Source organism: Pirellulales bacterium (assembly GCA_036499395.1).
Lineage (GTDB): Bacteria > Planctomycetota > Planctomycetia > Pirellulales > JACPPG01 > JACPPG01.
Window position 1 is genome coordinate 194,708 of the sequence record DASYDW010000123.1, and the last position, 26,614, is coordinate 221,321.

Here is a 26,614-nt window from a genome sequence, read left to right on the forward strand (position 1 = left end):
ACGCGGCGGTTATTCGGTACGATCGCTGCCAACCGCACGATCGGACCGCGGAGCGCCCGCCTAGGGCTTTCCCGGCGTGCATCGGCCCGATCTTCGATTATCATGGGCCTGCGGCAACTATCGGAACTTCGTGACCGGCGGAAGCCTACGGGGCCAGGCTGGGGGCGCTCCCTTCGGTCCGCGCGGCTGTGAATCTTTTCCGCGCCGGCGACTCCCGTTGTTGTCGCTCAATGGGCCGGGCATTTCATGCAGATTTTCATCACAGGCATTTGTGGTTTCGTCGGCAGCTCCTTGGCGCTCGCGTTTCGCGAACGCCTGCCGGACGCCGCGATCTCGGGCATCGACAACTTCATCCGGCCCGGCAGCGAAACGAATCTGGCGCGGCTGCGCGCCGCGGGCGTACGGGTCGACCATCGCGACATCCGTTGCGAAAGCGATTTCGAGACGCTGCCTAAATGTGACTGGATCATCGACGCGGCCGCCAACCCCACGGTGCTGGCCGGCGTGGACGGACGCACCAGCAGCCGTCAATTGGTCGAGCACAACCTACTGGGCACGGTCAACGTCCTGGAATACGCACGCCGTAGCAGCGCCGGGCTGGTGCTGCTGTCGACGAGCCGGGTGTATGGAATCTCGGCGTTGACTAAGGTGCCGCTCGGCGTGACAGACGATGCCTTTTGCTTCGAGTCCGCGGTGCCGGCGCCGAGGGGCTGTTCGGCAGCCGGTATCAGCGAAGACTTTTCAACCCGGGCTCCTATCTCGCTGTACGGCGCGACCAAGCTGGCGTCCGAATCGCTGGCCCTGGAATACGGCCAAACTTTCAAATTTCCCGTTGTCATAAATCGTTGCGGCGTGCTGGCCGGCGAAGGACAATTTGGTGTCGCCGAACAAGGGATCTTTTCGTTTTGGATCCGGGCGTACGCACTGCGGCGACCGCTGAAATATATTGGTTTCGACGGCACCGGCCACCAGGTGCGCGACGCTTTGCATCCTGACGATTTGAGTGACCTGTTGATTCGCCAGATGAAACAGCCCGACCGCAGCGGCGGTGAAATCTGGAACGTCGGCGGCGGCTCGCATAATGCCATGTCGTTGGCGCAGTTGAGCCGGTGGTGCGCCGGCGAGTTCGGCGCGCACGAGATTGCCGCGGCGCGCGAGCCGCGTCCGTTCGACGTACCGTGGGTCGTGATGGATAGTCGCCGTGTGGCCAGCACGTTTGACTGGCAGCCCCAGGTGGCATTGCCGCGCATCCTGGCTCAGATAGCCGCACATCATCGTCAAAATCCTGATTGGTTCCTGCTGGCGCAGCCCCGATGAGCCGATTTCCTCCTCCCAATCCGCACGCTCCGGCTTTGACTTTATTGTCGATCGTCATCCCTGCGCGCGATGAAGAAGGGTCCGTGGCCGCGACGGTCGAGCACCTGCACCTCGAGCTGCGTCTGCAGCAGATCCCGCACGAGATCGTCGTTGTCGACGACGGTAGCCAGGACCAGACCTGGGAAATCCTCGAAGCGCTGCGCGCCTCGATTCCCGAGTTGAGCCCGATCCGCAATACCGGGCAGCACGGCTTCGGCCGGGCCATCGTACACGGCATCAACGCCGCACGTGGCGACGCACTGGCGATCATGATGGCGGACGAATCGGATGACGCCCGCGACGTGGCGCGCTATTGGCACGTCATCAACGAAGGATATGACGCGGTGTTCGGTAGTCGCTTCATCAAGGGGGGCGGTGTCGTCGACTATCCGCGGATCAAGTACGTGATGAACCGCCTGGCCAATTTGTTCATCAAGATGCTGTTCCGCATTCCCTTGAACGACACTACCAATGCTTGCAAAGCCTATCGCATGGCGGCACTCGACGGATTGCGGCCGTTTCTGTCGCCACACTTCAACCTGACGGTCGAGCTGCCGCTGAAGACCATCGTGCGCGGATACAGTTGGACCGTGATCCCCATCACATGGCGCAATCGGCGCAGCGGCGTCGCGAAGCTGAAAATCCGCGAGATGGGAAGCCGGTACCTGTTCATCGTCTTGTACTGTTGGCTGGAGAAATACTTCAGTCGCGGCGATTATCGCAAGGTCGACGACGAGGTCGCGCAGAGAATTTCATGAGCGTGGCCCCGACAGCGGATCAGATGCTTCGCGGCGAGCCGGACGAGACTCCGCGCCACGTCAGGCTGAAGGCATTGGGGGTCGCCGTCACGGCAGGACTAGTCATCGTTTTCATGTTCACGCCGCGCTTCGTCGTATGGCGCGGCATGATCGTGGCACGGCGCCTGCCATTCCCGGAGATCCATCGCGCGTTCGATACTCTCTATCAACTTCAGGATTTATGGGCGCCGGCCGATTCCCACTCGAACGCCGTCCTGGCCTGGCGCTTGCTGTTCCCGGGCATCTGGTACTACGGACAACTGCCGGCGCTATGGTTCTTCGCGCTCCCCTTTATCGGCTGCGTCGTGACGCTGTGGTTGGTCGCGTGGTTGAACTACCGCCGATTGGAAAGCTGGCGGCTGACGTGGCTCGCAACGGCGCTCTTTGCCGCACTTCCTTGGTTTTTCGTCTCGACAGGATGGCTCGCGTATTTCGATTCCTGGTTAATGATGGGATTGCTGGTCGTCGGCTTTGTTCCCTCGCGCGTGGCTCTAGGCCTGACATGTTTGTTAACGCCCTGGATCGACGAGCGGTTCGTGCTCGCTTTGCCCGTTGCGATCGCGGTGCGACTGGTCGCGCTGGGCTACGTCGAGGATCGCAACTGGCGCGCTGCGCTAGTTGATCTGGCCGTGATCGTCGCCGCCAGCGTTCCGTATCCCGCCATCCGAGCCATCTCCTGGTGGCGAGGTGATCCGGGATCGTCAGGATACATCGAGCGGCATTGGAACGAAGTGCAAAGCGTGCCGGTCTCAAGATTTCTCGAAGGGCTCTGGTCCGGCTTTCGCGTTAGTTGGCTCTTGATCGGCGCCGCGCTGTGCTTCACGGCGCAACGTCTGGGCGCGCGATGGGGCTTCCTCTTCGCCGTGCTCGTGATCGCTAGCTCCGTCGCTTCGTTGTTCGTTGCCGCCGACATGTCCCGCTCGCTAATCATCGAAACGCCGGTGATGCTGCTGGGCATCTGGTTGTGGGGCGATCTGAAGCTGCCGCGATATAGCTACGTTCTTTCGGCCATTCTGGCGGCGAATCTGCTTCTGCCAGCGGCGCACGTAGTATGGCCGTTCAAGATTCCGATCCGCTATCTGTATACCGAGATCGATCGCTACCGCGAACCGCCTGTCGAGTTTGCAGCCGACACCTATTTTCAGGCGGCCAAGATGATGCGAGAAAAGGGAGATCGCGCCGAAGCTGAACGAAACTACGAAATAGCAATCCGCCTCGACCATCAATTCGCACCAGCGTACTTGGGTCGGGCCTCGATCCGGCTCGAGGAAGGAAACGTCGACGACGCACTGGCCGATCTGGAAACGGCCCTGAAAATCAAACCGGACCTACCCGACGCACTATTGATGCGCGCCGCGATCAGGCGGTCGCGCGGCGAGATATTCCCGGCGATCGAGGATCTGCGCGAGGCGCTTGCCACGGCGCCCGCCGACTGGCCTTTTCGCGAGCAAACGCAATCATTCCTGAACGATATGACGCCGAAACTTTCAGCACCGCCGCCGAAAGAATCTCCTTAATTGTCCCTGCCTGCGTTGTCGAACATGCCGCAACCCCGTAACGAGCCCGTGGCGTTTTTAAACGGACGTTTTGTTCCGCAATCGTCGGCCATGATCCCGGTCTACGACGCCGGGTTCATGCTGGGGGCGACGGTTTCCGAGCAGCTGCGCACATTTCAGGGGCGATTGTTCCGTCTCGACGAACATCTTGCACGACTCGAGGGTTCGCTGGCCATCGTCGGCAACCCGCTTCCGATGCCGCTCGCCGAATTAGCCTCGATCGCCCAGGAGCTGGTCGCGCGAAATCACAAGCTGCTGCCTGCCGGAGATGACCTTGGCCTGTCGATGTTCGTTACACCCGGTCCGTACGCAACGCTGGCGGGGCGCGACGCCAAGGGCGCAGGACCAACCGTTGGGCTGCATACGTACCCGCTCCCCTTTCAACTGTGGCGCGATAAATACGAATCCGGTGAGAAACTGGCAACGCCACAGATACGCCAAGTGCCGTCCGAATGTTGGCCGGCGCAATTAAAATGCCGCAGCCGCATGCACTACTACCTGGCTGACAAAGAGGCCAATCGCGCGCAGCCTGGCAGCCGGGCGTTGATGTTGGACCTATCGGGAAACGTGTTAGAAACGTCAACCGCGAACTTGCTCGTCTATCACGCGGCGCGCGGGATAACTATTCCTCCCCTGGCGACTGTCCTGCTGGGCATCAGCCTCGCAGCGACCCTCGAAATCGCCGCTGCGCGACAACTCAAGGTCAGCGAGGCGCCGCTCTCGATCGAGGATGTCGAAACCGCGGACGAAGTCCTACTAGCCAGTACGCCGTACTGCTTGCTCCCCGCCACGCGCGTCAACGACAGCATCATCGGCGGCGGACAGCCCGGCGCGGTTTATCATTCGCTGCTGTCAGGCTGGAACGAACTGGCAGGTTTCGACATCGCCGAACAGGCACGGAGTGTTTCGATCGAAGCGCGATGAATACAGAGCGCATCGAGATGATCGACGAGCGGCACGAAATATCCGGCGCCACTCGCTCGAGTTCGCTGCATCGGCCAACGGCGCGGGAAATCATGCCGCGGCCAGGCTGGTTTCGATCTGCCACAATAGGGCCTGCAGGAGAAACTTCGCCCTCTCTTCCGTTAGCGCCGGATCGTAGTGCAGCGTAATCGTGGTTGTGTCGCCATGGCTGACGACGCCGAACGCCGCGGCGGTATACGGGCGTAGCGGTGGAAGCAACGCCAGGCTGACAAGTTGTAGGCCTGCCTTGCCCGATCCCGCGCTCGGCCGCTGCTCGCCGGCCATGGGCTCTCCCAGGTTGCTCAGCACGCACGTCGACAGGCAGCGATCGGTCGGCAGCAACCGCGGGATACGGCTCAATCGCTGGGCAATTCCCAGGATGTGATGAAACGTCAGCCCCAGCCGGCATCGTTTCACGATTCCCATTTCCAGCGAGACCATCTTCAGCAGCTTTTTGAAGGTCGCCTTCTCGTTCATCCGCCGGTCCAGGTTGATCATGCAAACCACGTTTGCCGCCGGCAGATCTTCGTCCCCAGGCAACCGTAGGTTCATCGGAACCATGATCCGCCCCACTTTGCCGGCGGCATCAGGCGCGTGCGCCACAAACCATTCGCGTAGCGCCGCGAACAGGCAGGTCACCAGTAGATCGTTCAGCGTCACGCCACGGGCCCGGGCCTGATCGCGCAACAGCTTCAGCCGCTCCCCGTCGAATTGGTGCGCCAACCACAAGGGCCCACCGCCGCTGTCGGCGGAACTAGCCTGCTCGTTGCCGGTCACCAGGCTCCGCGGCCGGTGCGAGAAAAATTCCAGCACGCCGACCAGCGCCAGCAGTTCTTGTGGTAAGCGCAGCAACTGTCGCCACCAGGTAATGCCGAAGCGCCCGCGCTCGCTCAGTCGTTCGGGTCGGAGGGCGCGCAGTTGTTCTCCGTCGTCGGCCCTGACTAGCAGGTTGTACGCGGTCAGGGAATCGGCAATGAAGCGCGTGCCTCCCATACCGTCGCAGCAGGAATGATGAAACTCGAACCAAATCGCCGTGCGATCATCTCCCTGTCGCACCGACACGCGCACGCCCCCTTCGCGCCGCAGGTCGATCATCCGGCCCGTGGGAAAGGCGAGCGGTTCGTCGCACCGTCCCCAACGGATCACAGGCGCCGGAGCGACCTTCGTTGACCACCGGTATCCGGTCGCCTCGTTCCCTTCGAGCAGTCGGTGCAAGAGCGGATGACGCAGAGCGGTTTCGGCGAGGGCCTGCCGCCAGGCCTCATGATCGAGTTGCCCCCGCACTTCGGCTTTCAAAAAGAACGTCATCGGCCAACGAGGTCGGTCGTCGGCCAGCATGTATTCTTCGAACGGGGTCAGCGCGAGACTGGGAAGGGACGATGTCTCGTTCATAGCTGTGCGGACTCGGTTGCCCCACGAATCATTCCGCCGCGCTTTGCTTGCCGCAGCATGTCGGATATTACTCGCATCCACCTGAACGGTCTAGTTTGCCCAGTCCATCAGATGCGACGTGATGGAGAACGCAAAAAGTTGAAAAAAACGCGGAAAATCGCAGCTAGCAGCACTTCGCGCAAGTCGTTACGCTCCTTGACAATGAATCGTAATTTATGGAAGATGGGCAACTTGTGATGAGTTCGGGTTCGTTAGCCGCCCGCCCGTGCCCCGATCTACGAGGGCTCGCACGCCATAATCCTTGAAGCGGATAACTTCGTTGTTTGCTTCGTTTCGACAGACTTAACGACAACAATTTCGGATCGCGGGCTACGTTCCCGGATTTCCTCCGGGTCGATTGTGAACGTCTTCTGCACCTGCGCACGGAAGTGCGGTGTTACGAGAAATTTCTCGCACGCACTTCCGGATCGTAGGTAACTATGAGCGAGGGCATCCGCGAACGCTGGCGGCAGGTTGTGCGGCAGTCGATGTGCCATGTCGACGGTCCGGCCGACGACCGCTATTGGTGTCCTGAGCTAGAAACTGTCCCACGCGAGCAGCTTCGCGCGATTCAAGAAGAGCGGGTCGTACTCGCCTATCAATACCTGTGGGAGTGCAGCCCCTTCTATCGGGCCAAGTTCGAACGTGAGGGTCTGACCGCCGATAGTGTCCGCTCGTTGGCCGACCTGGGCAAAGTCCCTGTCACGCGCCGCGAGGAATGGCTCGAAAACCAAGAGGCGAATCCCCCCTGGGGCACCTTCTCGCCCCTGCGGCAGGAAGACTGGACCGAGCGCGGTTGGATGCTCTTCACCACTTCGGGCACCACGGCCGCGCAGCCGCGCGTTTTCCGCCACACCACCCACGACCGCGACCTGTGGAGTTGGCTCGGCGCACGCGCTTTGTACGCCATGGGGACCCGCCGCGGCGATATCGCGATTAATTGCTTCGGCTATGGCACCTCGGTTGCTTTCTGGGGACTGCACTACGCCCTGAACCTGATGGGCGTGCCCGTGATCTCGGGAGGTGGTGCCAATACAGAGCGGCGGGCGTTTTTCATCCAGACCTACCGCCCGACGATGTTACTTTGCACGCCGTCTTACGCTCTCTATCTAGGACGTGTGATGCAGGATGCCGGCCATTCGCCGCAGGAGAGCTCGATCCGCATGATCGTGGCTGCCGGCGAGCCGGGGCCTTGCATTCCCGCGACCAAGAAACGGATCGAAGACCTGTGGCACGCTTCGCTGCACGATGATTTCGGCTGCACCGAGGTCGCGATGAGCCCGCTGGGCTACACCTGCCGGGAACAAGTGCGCCGGGCCGATGGCCAGGTCGACGTCCATTTGATGGAGGATGCCTACCTGCCCGAAGTCTTGCATCACGAAACGATGCAGCCGGTCGGGCCGGGCGAGTCGGGCGTGTTGGTCGTCAGCAACCTGTTTAGCGAGTCGCAACCGATTTTGCGCTACGTCATGGGGGATTGGATTAGCGTCACGACCGAGCCGTGCCTATGCGGCCGGACGCACGCTCGCGCCATCGGCGGTTTGAAGGGGCGCAACGACGAATTGATCAAGATTCGTGGCCTGATGTTCTTCCCGGCCGTGATCGAAGACAGTGTCCGCCGTCTGCCCGAGGTGGGGGACGAATTCAAAATCGAGATTCGCCACGTCGACGACATGGATCGCATCAAGATCACGGTCGAACCAAGCTCGCAGATTCCGAAGGGAAGCTATGCGACGCCGCAGGATCGCATCGCACGATCGTTAAAGGGGTCGCTCGGCATCGACGTCGACGTCGCGCTCGTCCCCTTTGGCACCTTGCCGCGCACGGAATTCAAGGCAAAGCGGTTGTTCGACCTGCGTGAGAAGGCCTTCTGATGAACACCGCCAGCTCAACAACCATCGGCCGAGGCCAGCGGGCTGCTTTCCATCTCGTCACCGAGTTGGAACTGGCGGCGCCGTTCTGGCAATATCGGCGGCTGTTCGAGTTCGAGCCGTATTCGTTTTTGCTCGATAGCGCCAAAGACCCCGAGAAGTTGGGCCGCTTCTCGTTTGTTGGCGGTGACCCGTTCCTGGTTTACAAGGCGAAACGGCAACTCGTGCCCGGAATGCCCGCCACGGCGCGCATCGAAGTCACCCGTCGGCACGATTGCGACGGACGCCCGCTGGCCAGACCCACGGTCGAAACGCGCGAGGGTGACGTTTTCTCCGATCTGCGTTCCCTGCTCGAAGAGTCGTACGTCGATACGGCCTGCTATGCCGATCAGCCGGTGCCGCTGCTGGCGGGCGCCGTCGGCTACTTTGGCTACGAGGCTGGCTACTTCGTCGAGGACATGCCCGATCTGGGGGCCGACGACCTCGGCATGCCGGACGTCTATTTCATGTTCCACGACGTGCTGTTGGCGCATTGCCATCGCACCGAGCGTTCCTTCCTTTCGGTCGTCGGACGTGGCGAATCCGAAGAGGGGGCCCGGCAGCGGGCCGGCCGGTTGCGGGATGAGATGCTCGCGCGAATCGAATCCTTCGAATCCGCACTACCGCCATTGGAATGGCGGGGTCCCACGACAGAACAGGCCGCGGCCACGACGGTCGACGTCAAATCGCATTTTGACTTGCCCGGCTATTGCGAACTGGTCGAGAAGTGCAAAGAGCACATCTTTGCCGGCGACATTTTCGAAGTCTGCCTGACGCACAGGCTCGAGGCCGATCTGGTTGGCGAACCGTGGGATCTGTACCAGGAGCTGCGCCGCATCAATCCGGCTCCGTTCGCCTCGTTTTTGCAGTTTCCCGAAGGTCACGTGATCTCCTCCTCGCCCGAGCGCTACATCAGCCTGGGCGCCGAGCGGGTGGCCGAAAGCCGGCCGATCAAAGGGACGCGTCGCCGCGGTGCGACGCCCGACGAGGACGAGGCGATCCACCAGGAGCTGTTCTCGTCAATCAAAGACCGCGCCGAAAACGTGATGATCGTCGACCTGGTGCGGAATGATTTTGGCCGCGTGTGCAAATTCGGCAGCGTGCATGTCCCCGAACTGATGATCGTCGAGCCGTATGCCACGGTATTCCAGATGGTTTCGACGATTCGCGGCGAATTGGACGAAGGCCTCGACGCTCTCGATCTGATTCGCGCTTCGTTTCCCGGCGGGTCGATGACCGGCGCGCCTAAGATCGAAGCCTTGAAGATCATCGACCGGCTCGAACCCGTGAAGCGGGGTATTTATTCCGGCGCGATCGGCTACCTCGATTTCTCCGGAGTGATGGACCTGTCGATCGTGATTCGCACACTGGTCGAGCGCAACGGGCGATGCTACTTCAACGTCGGCGGCGCCATCGTGGCCGACAGCGTACCCCAGGCCGAATACTACGAAACACTCGATAAGGCACGGGCCCTGATCACCGCTGTAAAGAACCTCAAGGCCTGCCAGTCGTAACACGGCGCATGATTTCGCGCTGATGAAGATATGAAAACTGTCATCCTCGACAATTACGACTCGTTCACGTTCAACCTCTATCAATACATAGGGGAGACCGATGAACGTCCGCTCGTCTATCGCAACGACAAGATTTCGTTCGATGAACTGACGCGGCTCGAGCCTGATCGGATCGTCATCTCGCCAGGGCCGGGCAGTCCCGAGGATCCCGCCTATTTCGGGATCTGCAAGCAAACCATCGTCGAACTCGGACCCACGATTCCCATCCTGGGCGTCTGCCTGGGGCATCAGGGAATCATTCATTCGCTGGGTGGACGCGTCATCAAGGCGGCCGAAGTGATGCACGGCAAGACGAGCTACGTCTATCACAACGGGCACTCCATGTTCCGCGAGGTGCCGCGCGCCTTCGAGGCCATGCGCTATCACTCGCTCGTCGGCGACCCGACCTCGATCCCCGACTGCCTGGAGGTCACGGCCAAGACCTGGGACGACGTGATCATGGCCGTGCGGCATCGCGAATATCCGATCTACGGGATCCAATTCCATCCCGAATCGATCGGCACTACCGTCGGCAAGCAATTACTACGCAATTTCTTGCACGGCGATCACGGAGGCCGGAATTGATCGACCACCTGGTTTCGAAAGTTGTTGTTGTTCAACTGTTTTGCGACCGCATTGCCGGCGCATACCAGTCACGGAGGAACTGGTATGACGCGCAGGCGCGTTCGCTTGTTTCGTGCCGAGATTTGCACCGATGAAATTCGCCTTCCTCATTCATCCGCTGTCTGACGAGACCAATTACGTTCTGCACTTCGGCGGCGGCTCGCTGCAGAATCGCTGGGGGACCGATCCCGTCGGCTTCTGCCGCGCGGTTCACGAAGCAATGGGCTCGTACGAAGATGTCCTGACCGACGACGTGGTGCTCGCCAATCGGATCGCCGACGAGATGCCCAGCCTGGTATCGCTACGCGGAGCCCAGGCCGAGGGACGGCTGTATGAAATCCCGCTCGACGCCATGCGCATTCTCGAAGAGCCGGCCCTGGCGATGGAGTTCATGGAACAGGCCGTCGAAATGGCGGCGCAGTGGGGCGCGAAGGTCATCGGGCTCGGCTCAATGACGGGTGTCGTCGGCGGACAGGGGACCTACCTGGCCGAGCGCAGCCCGGTGCCGGTAACCACAGGCAACAGCCTGACGGTTTTCGCCGCGATCGAAAACGTGCATCATGTCGCCGAAGAACTCGAAATCGACCTCCGACACGAGACCGTGGCCGTGGTGGGTGTGCCGGGGAGCATCGCCACGGCGTGCGCGAAACTCCTCGCGCCGCATTGCGGAAATCTCATCCTCGTGGGACGGCGTCCTTCGGAGCGTGCCAGCGCATTGGCCGCGGAACTTGGTGCCACGCTCGAATTCGACATCCCCAAGGCCGTCGCCCGGGCAAAGATCGTCGTCTCGGCCACCTCGGCCGGGCATTGCATCGAACAGTCGATGCTCAAGCCGTGGAGCGTCGTTGTCGACGTGGCTATTCCAACCGACATTTGCGAATCACACGCCACGCGCGAAGATGTACTCGTACTCTCGGGCGGGCTAACGCAAATTCCCGACTGCATGCCGCGGACCAGCAAGTTCCTGTGGTTCCATCACGGCATGATCCCCAGTTGCCTCGCCGAAACAATGGTGCTGGCGCTCGAGGGTCGGCCCGAAAGCTTTTCGCTCGGGCGCAGCTTGGACGTGGAAAAAATTCGCGAGATCGGCGCCATCGCCAAGAGTCACGGTTTCGACTTCTCACGCTTCTTTTCCTTTGGGCTGCCCTTGGATGACACGGCGCTGATCCGCTTTCGCAAAGCCAACTCGCGCCTATTGCCGCGATCGAAAGCCGGCAAGCTGTCGACCAACAATCGCAATGGTCACACGAAGAGCGCCGCCGTCGCGAACGGTCGAAACGGCGCGAAGGGAGAAGCGGTCGGCAAGACGTCTGCCAAACCGCTGGTGGCGATCGAAGACATTGCGCCGCGCGCGGAAAAACTGTTCGCCCGCCATTTGAATCCGGTGTTGATCGCGTTGGGGGGCAAAGGTGGGTTCGTCAAAACATTCGTCCGTGGCGAAGGATCGTATCTGTGGGACGCGGAAGGTGTCCGCTACCTGGATTTCGTCTCGGGATTCGGGTCGGTCAATCTCGGCCATAATCATCCGGCGGTAACCGGCGCAGTCAGTGACGCGCTGCGTCAGCAAGCGCCTGGCTTCGCGCAATCGGCGGTGAATCCTTACGCGGCGCATTTGGCCGAGACTCTGGTCGGCATCGCGCCCCCCGACCTAGAGATGGTTTTCTTTTGCAATAGCGGCACCGAATCGGTCGAAGCGGCGCTCAAGCTCGCGCGCAAGGCGACAGGACGTGCCGGGCTGCTGCACTGCGATCGTTCGTTCCACGGTAAATCGCTCGGCGCTCTTTCGATCACGGGCAACCCCGAATATCAAAAACCGTTTGGACCGTTACTGCCCGGCTGCGAAAGTATCCCGTTCGGTGATATCCGGGCGCTGGCTCGGGCCCTCGAGACGCGGCGCTTCGCGGCGTTTGTCGTCGAGCCGATTCAGGCCGAGGCTGGCATGATCGTGCCTGCAGATGATTTTCTTCGCGAGGCACAATCGCTATGCCGCGCCCAGGGGACGCTGCTGATCGTCGACGAAGTGCAAACCGGCATGGGGCGCACCGGTTCGATGTTTGCTGTCGATGCTCTGGACGTCGAGCCGGACATCATGACCGTGGCCAAGAGCCTCGGCGGCGGATTGATGCCGATCGGCGCCATGTTGTGCCGCCGCGATCTGTGGCACAAGGCTTACGGCAGTCTCGAAACATTCGCGCTGCACACCAGCACCTTCGGTGGTGGAAGCCTGGCCTGCGCGGCCGGGCTGGCCGCGATTAGTACCATTCGTAGCGATGGGCTGTTGGAGAATGCCGCCGCCCGCGGCCGGCAACTGCAGGAAGGTCTGTCGCGACTGGTGAGCGAATCCGAAGTGCTGAAAGAGGCACGCGGCCGCGGCTTGCTGTTGGGGTTGGAATTCCAGCCGCTGCCGGACGAGATTTCGGCCGCCTGGAAAGCTGTCGACGAAAGCGGCCTGATGCCGTTCTTGGTCCCCAAGCTCGATGATCTGATTGACAACATCCCGGCGCTGTACGCGATGCAGGTCCTGCTCGACGCGCACGGCATCTACACCCAGGTCGCCCGATCGAACCCGCTGGTGTTGCGCATCCAACCGCCGCTGACAATCACCGAAGAGCAGGTCGAACATTTCCTCATGGCGCTCGAACGAGTAACCAGCGAGTGGGAACTGGGAACACACGTCATGTCGACCGTCATCAGCAAGTCGGTCATAGGGCATCATGACGCCGCCGGGCGGCACCGGGGCACGGTGAAAGCGAAATAGCTTTAACCGGTCATCCAGCAAGCCCGCGAAATCGAACGCCGCGGACGTTCGCGGACTCGCCAGCTTCCCGGCGCGAACAGAACACGTCCGACGTGCCGGCGACGGCTGTCTTTAACTCGTCAGCATAAGTGGCAGAGAGGTCGGTCGTTTTGTTCTTCGAGCGTTACAGCAAGGTCATCCTCGGGCTCACAGTACTGTTGCTGCCGGTGCTGACATTCGGCGCCATACAGGCGTCCGGCACCAATCGCAACGACGTGAAGGATTGGTTGCCCGAGACCTTCCAGGAAACCAAGGACTATCACTGGTTCCAGCGGCACTTCGAAAATGAAACGCAAGTGCTCGTCAGTTGGCCAGGCGCGACACTGAACGATCCTCGGGTCGAGAAATTCGCCAGCCTGGTTGATGCGCGCCGTGGCGCCACGGATAGTCCCATCGACACAACGCTCTTCTCGACGTTGCTCACAGGACCCGAAGTGGTCGAGCGTCTGACCCGATCGCCGGTCAATCTCACACGGGCCGAAGCCGTGTCGCGGCTAGCCGGCGTGCTGGTGGGAAAGGATCATGAGCAAGTCAGCGTCGTAGTCTCGCTGTCTGCGGCCGGACAGGTCGATCTGCATCGCACGCTGGCGGAATTAGAGAAAGCCGCCGAGTTGGCCACGGGCCTGCCGCTGCATGACATCTACATGGGAGGGCCACCGGTCGACAATGTCGCGATCGACGACGAAGGGTCGAGCACGTTGCGGCATTTGGCCGCGCTGTCGGCATTGACGGGCGTCGTGCTTGCCTACTGGTGCATGCGGCAACTGGGCCTGACGTTCTTGATCTGTGCGACGGCTGTTTACAGCGCCGCGCTGGCCCTGGCCGCGGTCTATTTCACCGGCAGCGCGATGGACGCCATCATGTATTCAATGCCGGCGGTCGTCTATACCGCGGCCCTCTCCGGCGCGATTCATATCATCAATTACTATCGCAGTACCGTTGCCGAAACCGCAAGAGCCGGCGCGCCGGGACGAGCACTCAAGCGGGCCTGGCTCCCCTGCGCTCTTTCCGTGACGACGACCTCGATCGGCCTGGGCTCGCTATGCATCAGCGAGTTGGTGCCGATCCGCTCATTTGGTTTCTACTCCGCATTGGGTGTGGTTTGCACGCTCGCGCTGTTGTTCACTTGCGTCCCCGCAGCGTTGCAACTTTGGCCGCCGCGCGAAGTGGCACCCCCGGCTGCTCATCCCCTGGAGGAATCGAGTTACTCCCGTTGGTATCACCTGCTGGGGCTAAAACTCGCCTGGAGCATCGTCCGAAACAATGGCCTGGTGGGCCTGGCGTTCATTGTCACGCTCGTTGGTTTCGGGCTGGGTGTGATGCATGTGACAACATCGGTCAGCATTGCCAATCTTTTCTCGCCCGAGGCCGAGCTGATCCGCAAATACGAATGGCTGCAGGACCACCTGGGCGGCCTGATCCCCATGGAAGTGATCGTCCGCTTCGACAATCGCGAGAATCATCAAACGTTCCTCGAGCGACTACGACTGATCGACCGCATCGAGCGGCACCTGGTGGCACTGCCCGAGGTGAGCAGTTCGATGTCGCCGGTAACGTTTGCCCCCAATCTCGATGCGCCCGCTTCTCCTTCGGGGCGCGGCGCGCCCAAGGCCATGCAGCGCCTGCTGGTGCGCAATCCCGAGCGCGTTCGCGAGGAAGTGCTCAACAAACAGCTTTTGAAAAGCCGCGAGGAATTCGAAAGCAGCGACTACCTCAGCCATGAAACCAGCGACGGAGTGGACGAAGAAGAGTGGCGCATCAGCATCCGCCTACTGGCGGACGAGAACGTCGATTACGGTCTATTCGTGCAGGATATCGAGCGCGAGGTCGAACCGTTTCTCCTCGCGGCGAACGAATCCGGTGCAGGCGGCATCTCGGCGCTTTACACGGGCGTAACCCCGGTGGTGTATAAGGCCGAGCGGGCCTTGCTGGACGGCCTGATCGAAAGCTTTTTTACGGCCTTTCTAATCATGGCCACGGTGATGGCCGTGGTCTATCGCAGCGTGCTGGCCGGTCTGCTGGTCATGATTCCCAATGTCTGGCCGATGGCGATTGTCTTTGGCTATCTCGGCTTTTCGGGTGCCGTGATCGATATCGGCACGATGATGACCGCCAGCGTCGCGATGGGGGTCGCCGTGGACGACGCGGCGCATTACCTCACGTGGTTTCGCTTCGGCATCGCCCGTGGCTACGACCGCAAGACCGCTGCTGTGTACGCCTATCGCAACGCGGCCGCCGCCATGGCGCAGAGCTCGATCATCGTCGGGCTGGGCCTGGCCGTGTTCGGCTTTAGCACGTTCGTGCCGACCAAAATGTTCGGCCTGCTGATGGTTACACTGCTGGCCTGGGGCCTATTCGCCGATTTAGTTTTGCTGCCGGCGATCGTAGCAGGCCCGCTAGGCGGGTTCTTCACGCGCGGTGTGCGACCGCCAGATACCGCACCAGAGATTTCTCCCGCGCGCATTCTCGAACGCACAATGACGGCTGCGACGGCGCACTCGAAATAGCCAGTTGTCGTATAGCAACTCTATTCTCGATACCGTCACACTCGATGATCAACGCCGCTTCGTCCTTCAGTATCGCGCAGGAATCTGCTAGTGGCTTCCTACTGTTTATCCATAAGAGTTGCATACAGATTGTAAGTGCTTTATTAGCGTGCAGCTCCTCTGGGTGTGAACGCGTCACCGGATCTTGCATTGTCGAGCATGCATCGATACAAGTACGTGTGCACCAATGGTGCATCTCGGCAATGAGAGTGCATAAACGATCGTGGGGATCGGCACACTCTGACACGCGTCCCTTCATGGAAGCGGAACGCGTTCGGTGTTCGGCGTCACACTCGGGGGAGATACCTCGTGACGAAGGGAAACACTCGGCCGTTATCGATTCAACCGTCCTGCGAACCAGGACTGGAAATGCTTCGCCGCGCACATACGTACGCCACGTCGACTGGTGCCGATCCGTGGTTCTTTGCCATCGACCGTGACACGCTCGAGCAGGCGGGGCTGATCGAGGCCGATCTTCGCTGGCTAATTGCCGCTGGTTATGCGCTGCACGCGGACGAATTGACTCACCCCACGGATGCTCAGCGTCGCTTTGCTCCTGCCGGGCTTGCCCGACTGAGTCGCGCAACGTGCTTCACGCTCACCGAGCAGGGAGCCGCGGCGCTGGAGAACTTACTCACCGGGCCGAGCGCGTCATCCAAGTCGGGCACGAGCGTGTCTCAACACCAGCAACTCGGCGACGTTGATTCTTTGCCCTGTCCATTACCTGATTGTGTCCAAACTTTACCCACGCCGCGCTGGGATGGAGAGCGACGCGAGTTAACACTTGGCGAGATGATTATCAAGTCGTTCCGCGTCCCGGCACGCAATCAGGAACTGCTACTAGCGGCATTCGAAGAGCAAAACTGGCCGCACGGCATTGACGACCCGCTGGTTCCTGTTCCCGACCAGGACCCCAAAGAGCGTCTAAAGGCGGCCATCCGCTGCTTGAATCGCAATCAGCGCGCAAAGCTGATTCGCTTTCGCGGCAACGGGAACGGCAAACGCATCTATTGGGAGCTGCGCGGCTAAGGGCTGGTGCTGCATGGCAGAAGCCGCGACTAGCGTATGATTCGGGTCGTAGCGAAAACCTTTCGCTTGACTATTCCGAACCCGCCAGAGGGCGTGGCCAGAATTCTCGAAGGCGGCGCGCCGCCTTGATCACCGGGAAGAGTTTTTCCTAAAAGCCGATTCGGGGGACTTCAGCTCCGGATTCGCAGCCGCACCAGGGCATCCATCAACTTTGCCGGAGTCCGAGTTTCCCTGCAGCTCTTTGAGCGTTGATTGACAACACTGGCAATACCGGCGTCAGCAGCATCGTGGTGGACGCGGACGTGCTGCTGGACCGAACGGCCACGCGAACGCCGCTGCGAAGACGCCCGGAGTGTTCCTCCTTAGGTAAGAGAATACGGCAGACACCTGCGCTGATTGCGTCCCCTCACGCTCTAGTTCCAGAATGAGATAGTAGCACTGTCGCTGATCATCGAACAAGATTTCGGTGAAGTGAGCATTTTTTGTGACACAATCAGGGACCTGAAAGCCCATCCCTAAGTTGCTCCAGACGTCGTACTTGGACTCAGGATTTCCGTGGCCATTTCCAATCGCGATAACTTGCAGTAAAGACGAGTACTGCCAATCACCAGATAAGGTCAATCGAACTCCGGCCGATCGAGGGATGACCTCTGCGCTTGCGACGGAAAGCGCAGAACCCCGATCGTCGGCAGGAACTGCCGCCGAGGCAGACAGCGCGCGGAACGATGCCGTTGCGATCATGCTCGCAGATCCAGCGACAAACATCCTGCGCGCGACTGCCGTGCTGCCACGTGTTACGTCCTGATTTAAAGTCATTGCAGCGAGATCCTTCAGTAATCTCCGGCGTGACACTCGCCGCTACGCGAGTCCAGCAAATGCACCCGAACCCATAAGGATTGCTGACGCGTCAGGCGCATAACGGACATTCGCCCACGCAACGGTCGATCCGTTCGGGAAATCGTATGTCACGTAGAAAAAATAAATCGCGCCGTTGTTTTGGATCTGTACGTGGCTGTTAATGGGACCGGAAAACGACACGGCATCCAGGTTGCCAAAAATCGTGACGTCATACCATTTCGGTGGTGGTGATGTGATCTGCACATTGGTTGGAATGATCGCGTGTCCGTAACGAGCCATCGTTGCTTTCCTCGACTTCTCAAAGGTAGAGAGTTGACACTCACCAGCGAGCGTCATGTCGAGCACAAAGTACGATGCGAGGTGTTAGGCAAACAATGTACACTTCGGGTGCGATTGGTGCGCAAAGAGAAGCGCACGTCAACAAGCGCATGGAGGAATGGAATTCTCCCGCCATCACGTCGTCGATACGCCCGCATTCGGGGGAGTGTCTTTCCGGTCCGGGTTATCGCGACTCCAGTAACGAAGTTTCTCCTTGAACCAACATTCTCGCATCGCTAGTGTGTGAGTCCATTACGCGCAGCGCGCCTTCGTGATGGTGTCGCACAAAAAAGACATACACGAACTTGCCTTTCAGCAGCGATGCGCGACTGATAGCGTGATCTAACAAAGGGGGCAGTGTTATGAGCGACGGCGGCCTTACAAGTCCGGCGCCTGCGGCGGCGTCGACCGACCAACCGACTGAAGAGATCGCACTCTGCCTTTCCGGCGGCGGCTATCGAGCCATGCTCTTTCACCTCGGCAGCCTGATCCGGCTCAACGAGGCGGGACTACTCTCCAAGCTGGCGCGCGTTTCGAGCGTTTCCGGCGGATCAATCACCGCAGCGGCTCTCGGCATGAAATGGCAGGCATTGAATTTCAACGCCGATGGCGTCGCGCAGAGCTTGAACGACGTTATCGATCTTGTGCGAGGCTTGGCGCGCGTCACGGTTGATGCCGGCGCGGTCGTACGCGGCTTGTTGCTGCCCGGCACGATCAATGATCGTGTTGCCGCGGCGTATGACAAATACGTCTTTCAAGGAGCGACGCTACAGAACTTACCCGCCGCCGGTCCAGGCTCGCCGTGTTTCGTCATCAATGCGACCAACGTGCAAACCGGCGACTTATGGCGGTTCGAACGAGCGTACATGGGCGATTACCAGGTAGGGCTCGTACAATCTCCAACCGTTTCACTGGCCACGGCCGTCGCGGCGTCGTCCGCTTTTCCGCCCGTTCTGTCGCCGACTACGTTGCGCGTCAACCAAGCGGTCGACTTTGCACCAGGAGCGGTCCTGCATCGTCTTCCTTTTACGACCGACGTGGTCCTGAGTGACGGCGGAGCGTACGACAACCTGGGATTGGAGAATCCGTGGAAACGTTCGCGGACACTCCTGGTAAGCGATGGGGGACAGAAAATGACTCCCGAGGAGCAGCCGGCTCATAATTGGCCCGAGCACTCGCTGCGCATCATGGAGATCATCGACAACCAGGTGCGCAGTTTGCGCAAACGATACCTGATCGACGCTTACGACCGCGGTGATCGCACGGGCACCTATTGGGGGATTCGCACACGTTTTGCGGACTACCCCGTCGCGCACTCAGGCATTGTAGATCCGCTCGGACGCGCGGCGCGCGATCCCTCAGCGCTAGCAGCGCTCCCCACGCGACTGCAGGCCATGGACGACGCGACGCAAGAGCATCTCATCAATTGGGGCTATGCGATCAGCGATGCGGCACTGCAATCGCATTGGGGTGCCAACTTGGTACAGCGTTACGGCGCGATCCGACCGGCCGTGGGTTTTCCCTTTGCGGGCGGTTACTAATCGCCTGCTACTTTTTCCGATCGGTAAGTGCAGACGGACAGTAGTCCGCCGAACAGAGAATGCACCGCCGAGAGCAGCGAGATTGCCACTGGTACCGTCGTGGCGCTCTCACTGCTCTCGGCGATTGAATCCCCCATCGTCACGCTACGACGGCTTCTTGTCGTACACGCGCACGTAGTCGATCCACCACTTGGCGGTGCTGCCGTCGGGCGGGCCGATCCAGCCGCCGTCGTCCCCTACGGCCAGGCTGAGCATCAGGAACATCGGTACCGCGGTGCCGGCCGGAGACTTCTGCGTCATCACCAGCTTGCCGTCGAAGTACCAGTTCATCGTCGACGCCGTCCACTCGAAGCCGTAGGTGTGCATGGCTTTTGTAATATCGACCCCAGCCTCGACAAAGGCTCCGAGCGTGGTGCCCGTTCCGTAGAGCACGGAGGGATAATACTCGTTAGTGAATCGGCTGCTGAACTGAAAGATGTCGATCTCCGGCGGCCAGACGACGTTGTACCAACTGCCGGTCCATTTCATCATCCAGAAATCGGGCCAGAAACCGCTCCCCGAGGGCGCCATGCAACGCATTTCGACGTAGCCGTACTGAAAGGAGAAAATCCCCGCCGTCGACAACACGCCCGAGGTATACGTGTACGGTGCCGGCAGTCCGGCCGTGGGCGTGGCCGAAATGCAAACCATCGATTGACCCTGGGAGAAGGGACTAGGGCCCCAGGTATCGTTGTTTTGCGTGTCCACGTAAATCTGGACTTCGCCGGGAGAAGCGGCACTATTGAGTCCCGTTCCCAACGGCCAACTGGTATTCCACTTCTTGTTCGAGCCGCTGGAGAAGTCGTCGGCCGTGTCGAACTCCGAAGCGAACAAGAGCTTGGCCGGAGTCGTCGTCGGGGGAGCCGGCGTCGTTGGCGGCGGCGTCGGCTTGGGCGGCTGCCGCCTGTGATGTTGCGCCTGAACGTTGGTGGCGCAGACAAGCAGGCATGCCGCCAGGGCGAAAGAACACTTCATATCAAAGAACTCCTCAGAGCCCCTGAGGTACATCCTGCTTACAAGATATTTACCTCCGCGCCCAGGACTCAGCATGCGCCCCGTTCCGATTCTGAAATATTTTCGCTGGCGACGTCGAAAACTGGTTTCAAATTGACCAATTTCCAGCGCTACCCTTCGCTGCGTGACTCACGGCGTTGCCCTAAACACCCCCGATCGCATGCGCGTCGTCAACCCATCGCATGCAGTTTTGCACTGTCGGCGCAGCATCATTCCGCGTCGATGCCCCTAGTCAATCGATGCGACAGGCGTGCGCCGGCCGGCTTCCCTAACAATCCCTAACGGCGCTCATCGGCGTCCTGGCCAACCGGTGCGAAACCCTTACTTGGCCACCGGCTCCAGCACTGCCGCGTACAGCTTCTTGCGGGCGTCTTGCACGAAGGTCGGCGTGGCGGGCATGAATTGCGTCATTCCCACGCAGATCAGATTCTCTCGCGGCGCGATGAAAAACTGCGTGCTGGCCGCTCCGCCCCACCAGTATTCGCCCAACGAACCGGCCGGTTCTCCGGGGGCCGTGTTCACCCGCACGGCAAAGTCCAGCCCGAAGCCCGTGTTGGCCATCGCCAAAGGACCAAGCTTGATCGGCACCAGATTCTCGGGCAAATGATTGCGCGTCATCAGGTCGACCGTCTCGGGCTTGAGAATCCGCGCACCGTCCAGCTCCCCACGATTGAGCATCATCTGGCAGAATCGCAAATAATCGTCCGCGGTCGAGACGAGCCCACCCCCTCCGGACAATAGCTCCGGCTTCGTGGCGAATTGGCTTGTCTTCGAGCCATCGACCGGGGACAAGCGATCGTCCTTCTTGCCGTAATTCACGGTCATTCGGTCGAGCTTATCTGCCGGCACGTAGAAGGCCGTGTCATTCATCGCCAGCGGCTGGAAAATCCGTTCGGCGAAATACTCATCGAGCGACTTGCCGGACAGGGCCTCGATCAGTTTTCCCTGGACGTCGACCGCGATGCTGTACATCCACTTTTCACCCGGCTGCACAGCCAGTGGCAGTTTCACGAGCCGCTCGACCATATTGTCGAGGGTCTTGGTGCGATCCAGGATCTTGGCCTCTTTGTACATTTCGTCGACAGGCGAAGCCGGCATCAGGCCGTAGGCCATGCCAGCCGTATGCCGCATCAAATCGCGGATCGTGATGGGACGTTGCAAATCGGCCAGCTTGACCGTGCCGCCATCCTCACCAGCAAACACTTTCACTCCCGCGAAGGCGGGCAAGTACTTAGCCACCGGGTCATCCAGATCGAAACGCCCCTGGTCGTAAAGCGTCATCAATGCGGCGCCAGTGATCGGCTTGGTCATCGAGTAAATGCGAAACAGCGCATCGCGCTTCATGGGGAGCCCGGCCTCGATATCCATCTTGCCGTAGGCGCCGCTGAAGGCGACCTTGCCGTCGCGTGCGACGAGCAACACAATGCCCGCCAGCTTGCCTTGGTCGACGTAGGACCGCATCAGCGCATCCACACTCTCGAGCGGGCCCGTGGCCAGTCCGACCTGATCGGGTTGGGCCGTGGGCAAAGGCTCGCAGAAGCCGGCCCGCGGTGCCAAGAGAACCAGTGCCAACGCGAAAAGAGTCAGCGCACGCATCAGTAGATCCCCCATCCGAATTCGAAGAATAATTCCGGCGACGGCTGCCAGGCTTGAAGAGAGCCGTATTGTGTGCTCGACGCCGGTGCGAGGCAACCGTTTTCGACGACAGCAGCCCCTTTGGTCGCCGCGGGCGGATTCAAACGACTGGTTGCCCGAGTCACGGGCAACCGATGCAGTGCCTGATAGCTCAGGGGGGCAGAATCCTGGGCTAAGCCGCGAGTCAGGAATGATCCGCTCAGGGCGAAGCGTGTCGGTCCGTAAGGAGCGGTTCGTGGCTGAGTGCCTCGGTCGGCGTCTCGTTCGCATCGCCCAATAGTGACACGCCACCCAACTCCGTGACTTTCACGTGGCAACTATCGGCCATCCGATAAATGGCCTGCTTGTGGCTATCGGAAAGCAGTTCAGCTCCGCGTCCGGCGATGCCCACGTTGAAGCGCGTATCGGCTGTCGCGATTCGCACAATCGCCTTTTGGATCTGTTCCGGGCTCGTCGGAATACCGTAGAACGACGCGATCCGCTGCAGCTCTTTTTCCCGATCGGCGAACAGGTCTTCGTAACGCACCGGGCAAATCTCTAGGGACCGGCCTGCCTCGCGCCAGGAGAGCAGGAAATTGAAATACCACGGCAGATGCAGGTGAATCAGATAGTCCAGCCGCTCGTGCCACGACATGCGCAGATAGTCGTCCGAAATGTAACCGCAGGACAAGCTCGCGCGGTGAATCTGAAAATGATCGTGCATCGAGGCCAGCACGTCGAACAAGTTTCGCGTTTGCACGATCGGTCGCATTTGGTGCGACAGCAGGATTCGCAAATTCGAGTACGTGGCCCTGACATGCTGCTGCAAGACCGTGCGTCGCCGCAAACGGCCCAGGCGCCGCTCGGAAATGTCCTGTTCGTTTTGCCGACCAAGTTCGGCGGCGTAACCGTTCGGAAATCCGAACAGCTCTTGCAAAACGGTGCTCAGGTAGGTCGAGCCTGACTTGGGAAAGCAGGCAATGAGGATGTGCTCTTTGGGCCTGCGGCCAAGCAGTCGTGGCAAAAGCGTAGGCACGTTCAGACGGTTCCTATTCCCTGGAAATACTGGACAATCCCACGGAGGTTTAACCCCGCACGTGCGAAAAAGGGTCTGCCCAACCGCGATTCTCCCTGGCTCGCGCGATCTTATATAGAGGAAAATCAAAAACGACGGGCACTGCCTATCGGCATAGTCCGAGGGCGCGACAGGGCGTTACTGTCAAGAAAATCCTTGGCCCCCCAGGTAAAGGGCCCCCATCTGGCTTTTATAAGCGCCAATCGATCCATGACTTCGATGGTGCTAGCGGCATTTCCTGGACGAACTTCGAGCGTTTGTCATGATCTGCGGCGAGCAGGCCCCCAATATCGACAAAGACATCGTCGCCTCGCACGCTTCGACGATCCCGGAAGCCAAGGGCCATATCGTCCGGCTCCCTGCTCGCGCCTGCAGGAGGAATCGCCATGCCAGACGATTCCTCCCGTGCCAACGCCCATTTTGGCAGGGATTCACCGCTTCGCGCGATGCGCCGCGGTGATTCCCGATCGCGGACTAGTAATCGATCTTGTCCGTGCGGTTGGCGTATTCCTTCCACACTTCAACGGCCTCGGGACGCAACACCGACTGCTGCGAGATCGCGCGCTCGTCGTTCGGCTTGCCGAACTGAGCATAAATGAACGCGTCGTCGAAGTTGCCGTACTTTTTCGAGTCGGCAACCGTGGCACCGTAAATGATCCCGTCCACGCCCGCCCAGTAGGCGGTCGCCAGGCACATCGGGCATGGCTCGGACGAGGTGTACAGGATGCAGCCATCCAACTTCGGCTTCTTCAAAAGCGCACACGCCTGACGGATGGCGTGCATCTCGCCGTGCCATGTCGGATCGTTCTGGGCGACCACGTGGTTCATGCCGTCGGCGATCACGTTACCATCGCTGTCGACGATCACGGCGCCGAAGGCACCTCCGGTCTTATACTCGACGCCCGCTTTGCGCGAATTGGCAATCGCGCGACGCATGAACTCTTCGTGCTTGTCCGTCGGAAAGCGAGCCAACACTTCGGCCGCCGAGATCGTCGGCTTGTCGCTGGGCACCGCTGGTGTGGCGCCGTTGTCCTTCGGGACGGGAATGAAAGCCATCGCCGTCTTCGTGCCGCTCAGTTGCGTCATCAACACGGCGCCACCGATCAAACCGGCAGCAATGAGCACGCCGAGCGTAATGCGACCAGCGCGCGCGCTAGCACAAGCTTGTAAACGACTCATGGTCAGGTCCTCGAGAGAATGTTTGATATAGCCAAAACGGCCAGATGCATGGCGGCGGAGAGGGAAGAGTTCGCCGGCCACGCTATAAAGCTAGGTCATCTGCACTGGCGGGCGAACGATCGCGCCGATTGTGCCGCGGCCGGGGGTGCATTCGCAGAGAGAAAGCGAATGGCACAGGGGGAAGTGCGGGTTGTAGGAGCCGATCCCCGCGGTGGCGATAACGTGCTACGGGACGCACGCCCCCAGGCCATCGACAAACTCGTCGAATCTCGCCAAGAGCTCCGCCTTCGCGGGCACGGTCTCATACTTGAGAAATCCGCGCGACTCGTATCGTATTCCATTCCAGGTGAACGTCACCGCCAATCGATCGTAAATGATCTCGGCCGCGACTTCGTGATCGTCGAGCCAATCTAGGTAGGCAAGCCATCGAGACTGATGCTCTTGCCAGTACTTCTCGGCAGCTGCGATGCGCCAGCGGTAGGCGCGAAGTTGCCAATCCTTGTAGTGTGCGTAGTAGCGCGCCAGTAGCAACATTTCCGTGCCGTGGAACAGCGTGTAGATAAGGCCACCTCGGCGATTCACTTCAAGAAAACCGCATTTCTCAAGGTAGGCGTTTTCGATGGGTCGGCGAAATTGCAGGCTCGACCCGCCGCGGATCTCGGTTTTGTATTTGCGCGACTTAAGCATGAGGACCACTAGGCCAGGACCTCATGCACGGGCACGCCACCGTGCGAAACGGCGATCGGCCGATTGGCCCGATCGTAGACCGGCATCGCGGGATCGATGCCTAGCAGGTGATAAATCGTGGCGCAGATATCGCGAATGTGGACTGGCTTGTCCTTGATAAAAGCGGCTTGAGCGTCCGACGCTCCGTGAATCGTGCCGCCGCGAATGCCAGCGCCGGCGAACATCACCGAATAGCAATAGGTCCAATGATCACGTCCGCCGTTGGCGTTAATCTTCGGCGTGCGCCCCATTTCTCCCATCGTCACGACCAGCGTCTGATCGAGCAAACCACGCGCGTCGAGGTCTTCGATAAACGCCGCATACGTCTGGTCGAAGTTCGGCAACAGCGTTTCACGCAGCATGGGAAAGTTCCGTTGGTGCGTATCCCAGCCGGCCTTGCTGACGTCGAAGCGCTTCGAGAAATTATCCCAACTCACGTTGACGAATTGCACGCCACGTTCGACAAGCCTTCGGGCCAGCAATGTCGAGGAGCCGAACAGTGTCCGCCCATAGCGCTCGCGCATCGGATCGGTTTCTTGCCCCAGGTCGAAGGCTTCGCGCACCCTGGCCGAGGTCAGCATCTCGAACGCCAGGCGCTGCTCGCGCGGGAAGTTGCCAAAGTCTCGGCTCGATTCCAAGCCACGAAATTCTTCGTCTAACACGTCGACGAGTCGGCGACGATTCTGCAAGCGAGGCAGCGTAATGCCCTCGGGCAGTTCGGCCCTCGCCAGGTTCGGTTCGCCGCGCACGACCTGCGGGCTCCATATATCATCCGGCGGATGATCAACGTAGGCGGTGCATTCGGTACAGAACGGGTCATACCGGCGTCCCAGAAAGCCGCCGTGGGGTCCGGCTTTCTTCCGCACCTCACCCCACCCAAGCGAGCAAGGAAGATACGCGTACGTCGGCAGTTCCTTCGCCGTCGAGCGATCGAGGTAGGCGCACACCGAACCCATGCTCGGCGGATCCCCGTCACGAAATTCCTCGTCCGGCAAGTTCACGTCATAGCCGGTGTACATGGGCAAGTTCTTATGACAGCCGCCGTTGTGATAGGTGCTCCGTACGATGGCCGTTTTGTGCATCCACCGCGCGGTTCGCGGTAGGTGCTCGCAGATTTCGACGCCCGAGGCGCTCGTGGCAATCGGCTTGAACTCGCCTCCGACGCCCCCGGTGGCCGTGGGCTTCATATCGAACATGTCCTGCGTCGGCGGGCCGCCTTGCAAATAGATGAGCACCACGCTTTTGGCCCGCCCCGGCCGCCGCGCGCCTGGAACAACATTGTCCAGCGCCAGCAAAGACTGCGTATTGAACACTCCCCCAAGCAGCGAGAGCGCGCCCGCGGTGAGCACATCGCGGCGCGTCGAGCCGCGCCCGTTTGCCGTGTTTCTGGATACCGTGATGGTGCTCACAGCATTTCGCTCCCTGGCGATCGGCCGGCCCCCCGGGCAGTTGCCAGCATCCTAACGAGCATCTGTTGCCGACAGCAACAGTTTGGGCACAGCTAGCTGCGCAAATAACATCACGTCGCCAACAACTCCGCGTTCCCCCAACTGGGGATAACTCGGTAAGACGGCGCAGATTTGACCATCGAAACGGTCCGGCGAACTTGGAGAAAATTCATGCGATTTCTGACAAAACACGGCCGCGCCCCGGTTGAGTTTAACGATTGTACGGCCTGTGCCGGAAAA

The 26,614-nt window shown here is 60.4% G+C and carries 20 protein-coding genes; 11 read left to right on the forward strand and 9 right to left on the reverse strand.

Annotated features, from left to right (window positions below):
• Positions 1-246: 246 nt before the first annotated feature.
• From VGN12_24870 to VGN12_24885, 4 genes are read left to right on the forward strand one after another with little or no spacing between them, the layout of a single operon-like run.
• Entirely contained in the window at positions 247-1,317 is a 1,071-nt protein-coding gene (locus VGN12_24870; protein HEY4312706.1) for an NAD-dependent epimerase/dehydratase family protein, read from the forward strand.
• The gene (locus VGN12_24875; GenBank protein ID HEY4312707.1) at positions 1,314-2,114 is read left to right on the forward strand and encodes a glycosyltransferase family 2 protein; all 801 of its coding nucleotides are present in this window, start codon (positions 1,314-1,316) and stop codon (positions 2,112-2,114) included. Before VGN12_24870 ends, VGN12_24875 begins: the two co-directional genes overlap by 4 nt.
• Positions 2,111-3,670 carry a tetratricopeptide repeat protein gene (locus VGN12_24880; protein ID HEY4312708.1) on the forward strand — a complete coding sequence of 520 codons (1,560 nt, stop codon included), beginning with the start codon at positions 2,111-2,113 and terminating at the stop codon, positions 3,668-3,670. Before VGN12_24875 ends, VGN12_24880 begins: the two co-directional genes overlap by 4 nt.
• A gap of 24 nt (positions 3,671-3,694) precedes the next feature.
• Positions 3,695-4,633 carry an aminotransferase class IV gene (locus VGN12_24885; protein ID HEY4312709.1) on the forward strand — a complete coding sequence of 313 codons (939 nt, stop codon included), beginning with the start codon at positions 3,695-3,697 and terminating at the stop codon, positions 4,631-4,633.
• A gap of 90 nt (positions 4,634-4,723) precedes the next feature.
• On the opposite strand, the gene VGN12_24890 is transcribed toward VGN12_24885, so the two are convergent.
• A complete protein-coding gene (locus tag VGN12_24890; protein ID HEY4312710.1) occupies positions 4,724-6,064 on the reverse strand; it encodes a hypothetical protein in 1,341 nt (446 codons plus the stop codon).
• Positions 6,065-6,543: 479 nt separating this feature from the next.
• Between VGN12_24890 and VGN12_24895 the strand changes: the two genes are divergently transcribed.
• From VGN12_24895 to VGN12_24920, 6 genes are all read left to right on the forward strand, one after another.
• The gene (locus VGN12_24895) at positions 6,544-7,977 is read left to right on the forward strand and encodes an AMP-binding protein (protein ID HEY4312711.1); all 1,434 of its coding nucleotides are present in this window, start codon (positions 6,544-6,546) and stop codon (positions 7,975-7,977) included.
• Entirely contained in the window at positions 7,977-9,527 is a 1,551-nt protein-coding gene (pabB, locus tag VGN12_24900; protein ID HEY4312712.1) for an aminodeoxychorismate synthase component I, read from the forward strand. Before VGN12_24895 ends, pabB begins: the two co-directional genes overlap by 1 nt.
• Before the next feature lie 30 nt (positions 9,528-9,557).
• Entirely contained in the window at positions 9,558-10,151 is a 594-nt protein-coding gene (locus VGN12_24905) for an aminodeoxychorismate/anthranilate synthase component II (GenBank protein ID HEY4312713.1), read from the forward strand.
• 130 nt (positions 10,152-10,281) lie between these two features.
• Positions 10,282-12,948, forward strand: a complete 2,667-nt coding sequence (locus VGN12_24910; protein ID HEY4312714.1) for an aminotransferase class III-fold pyridoxal phosphate-dependent enzyme — start codon at positions 10,282-10,284, stop codon at positions 12,946-12,948.
• A gap of 149 nt (positions 12,949-13,097) precedes the next feature.
• On the forward strand, positions 13,098-15,494 hold the full coding sequence (locus VGN12_24915) for an MMPL family transporter (protein HEY4312715.1): 2,397 nt from the start codon (positions 13,098-13,100) through the stop codon (positions 15,492-15,494).
• Positions 15,495-15,902: 408 nt separating this feature from the next.
• Positions 15,903-16,562 (forward strand): hypothetical protein, encoded by a 660-nt coding sequence (locus tag VGN12_24920; GenBank protein HEY4312716.1) that lies wholly within the window; start codon positions 15,903-15,905, stop codon positions 16,560-16,562.
• Between the two features lie 858 nt (positions 16,563-17,420).
• Here VGN12_24920 and VGN12_24925 read toward each other — a convergent pair.
• Positions 17,421-17,699, reverse strand: coding sequence for a hypothetical protein (locus VGN12_24925; GenBank protein HEY4312717.1), 279 nt, complete (start codon positions 17,697-17,699; stop codon positions 17,421-17,423).
• A gap of 401 nt (positions 17,700-18,100) precedes the next feature.
• Between VGN12_24925 and VGN12_24930 the strand changes: the two genes are divergently transcribed.
• On the forward strand, positions 18,101-19,279 hold the full coding sequence (locus tag VGN12_24930; protein HEY4312718.1) for a patatin-like phospholipase family protein: 1,179 nt from the start codon (positions 18,101-18,103) through the stop codon (positions 19,277-19,279).
• Between the two features lie 144 nt (positions 19,280-19,423).
• Here the strand turns inward: VGN12_24930 and VGN12_24935 are convergent, their stop codons facing one another.
• The 7 genes from VGN12_24935 to VGN12_24965 form a co-directional block, all read right to left on the reverse strand.
• Positions 19,424-20,293, reverse strand: coding sequence for a glycoside hydrolase family 16 protein (locus tag VGN12_24935; protein ID HEY4312719.1), 870 nt, complete (start codon positions 20,291-20,293; stop codon positions 19,424-19,426).
• Between the two features lie 360 nt (positions 20,294-20,653).
• The gene (locus tag VGN12_24940) at positions 20,654-21,928 is read right to left on the reverse strand and encodes a serine hydrolase domain-containing protein (protein ID HEY4312720.1); all 1,275 of its coding nucleotides are present in this window, start codon (positions 21,926-21,928) and stop codon (positions 20,654-20,656) included.
• Between the two features lie 238 nt (positions 21,929-22,166).
• A complete protein-coding gene (locus VGN12_24945; protein ID HEY4312721.1) occupies positions 22,167-22,982 on the reverse strand; it encodes a sulfotransferase domain-containing protein in 816 nt (271 codons plus the stop codon).
• Between the two features lie 229 nt (positions 22,983-23,211).
• Positions 23,212-23,409, reverse strand: a complete 198-nt coding sequence (locus tag VGN12_24950; protein ID HEY4312722.1) for a hypothetical protein — start codon at positions 23,407-23,409, stop codon at positions 23,212-23,214.
• An 86-nt stretch (positions 23,410-23,495) separates the two neighbouring features.
• Complete coding sequence (locus VGN12_24955; protein HEY4312723.1) at positions 23,496-24,200, reverse strand: nucleoside deaminase; 705 nt, start codon at positions 24,198-24,200, stop codon at positions 23,496-23,498.
• 225 nt (positions 24,201-24,425) lie between these two features.
• Positions 24,426-24,887 (reverse strand): hypothetical protein, encoded by a 462-nt coding sequence (locus VGN12_24960; protein HEY4312724.1) that lies wholly within the window; start codon positions 24,885-24,887, stop codon positions 24,426-24,428.
• An 8-nt stretch (positions 24,888-24,895) separates the two neighbouring features.
• Positions 24,896-26,335, reverse strand: a complete 1,440-nt coding sequence (locus VGN12_24965) for a DUF1501 domain-containing protein (GenBank protein HEY4312725.1) — start codon at positions 26,333-26,335, stop codon at positions 24,896-24,898.
• Positions 26,336-26,614 lie beyond the last annotated feature (279 nt).

Coding starts and splice junctions, on each gene's coding strand:
- VGN12_24870 (HEY4312706.1), top strand. CDS start 247: ATGCAGATTTTCATCACAGGCATTTGTGGTTTCGTCGGCAGCTCCTTG.
- VGN12_24875 (HEY4312707.1), top strand. CDS start 1,314: ATGAGCCGATTTCCTCCTCCCAATCCGCACGCTCCGGCTTTGACTTTA.
- VGN12_24880 (HEY4312708.1), top strand. CDS start 2,111: ATGAGCGTGGCCCCGACAGCGGATCAGATGCTTCGCGGCGAGCCGGAC.
- VGN12_24885 (HEY4312709.1), top strand. CDS start 3,695: ATGCCGCAACCCCGTAACGAGCCCGTGGCGTTTTTAAACGGACGTTTT.
- VGN12_24890 (HEY4312710.1), bottom strand. CDS start 6,064: ATGAACGAGACATCGTCCCTTCCCAGTCTCGCGCTGACCCCGTTCGAA.
- VGN12_24895 (HEY4312711.1), top strand. CDS start 6,544: ATGAGCGAGGGCATCCGCGAACGCTGGCGGCAGGTTGTGCGGCAGTCG.
- pabB (HEY4312712.1), top strand. CDS start 7,977: ATGAACACCGCCAGCTCAACAACCATCGGCCGAGGCCAGCGGGCTGCT.
- VGN12_24905 (HEY4312713.1), top strand. CDS start 9,558: ATGAAAACTGTCATCCTCGACAATTACGACTCGTTCACGTTCAACCTC.
- VGN12_24910 (HEY4312714.1), top strand. CDS start 10,282: ATGAAATTCGCCTTCCTCATTCATCCGCTGTCTGACGAGACCAATTAC.
- VGN12_24920 (HEY4312716.1), top strand. CDS start 15,903: ATGCTTCGCCGCGCACATACGTACGCCACGTCGACTGGTGCCGATCCG.
- VGN12_24925 (HEY4312717.1), bottom strand. CDS start 17,699: ATGGCTCGTTACGGACACGCGATCATTCCAACCAATGTGCAGATCACA.
- VGN12_24930 (HEY4312718.1), top strand. CDS start 18,101: ATGAGCGACGGCGGCCTTACAAGTCCGGCGCCTGCGGCGGCGTCGACC.
- VGN12_24935 (HEY4312719.1), bottom strand. CDS start 20,293: ATGAAGTGTTCTTTCGCCCTGGCGGCATGCCTGCTTGTCTGCGCCACC.
- VGN12_24940 (HEY4312720.1), bottom strand. CDS start 21,928: ATGCGTGCGCTGACTCTTTTCGCGTTGGCACTGGTTCTCTTGGCACCG.
- VGN12_24950 (HEY4312722.1), bottom strand. CDS start 23,409: ATGGCGATTCCTCCTGCAGGCGCGAGCAGGGAGCCGGACGATATGGCC.
- VGN12_24955 (HEY4312723.1), bottom strand. CDS start 24,200: ATGAGTCGTTTACAAGCTTGTGCTAGCGCGCGCGCTGGTCGCATTACG.
- VGN12_24960 (HEY4312724.1), bottom strand. CDS start 24,887: ATGCTTAAGTCGCGCAAATACAAAACCGAGATCCGCGGCGGGTCGAGC.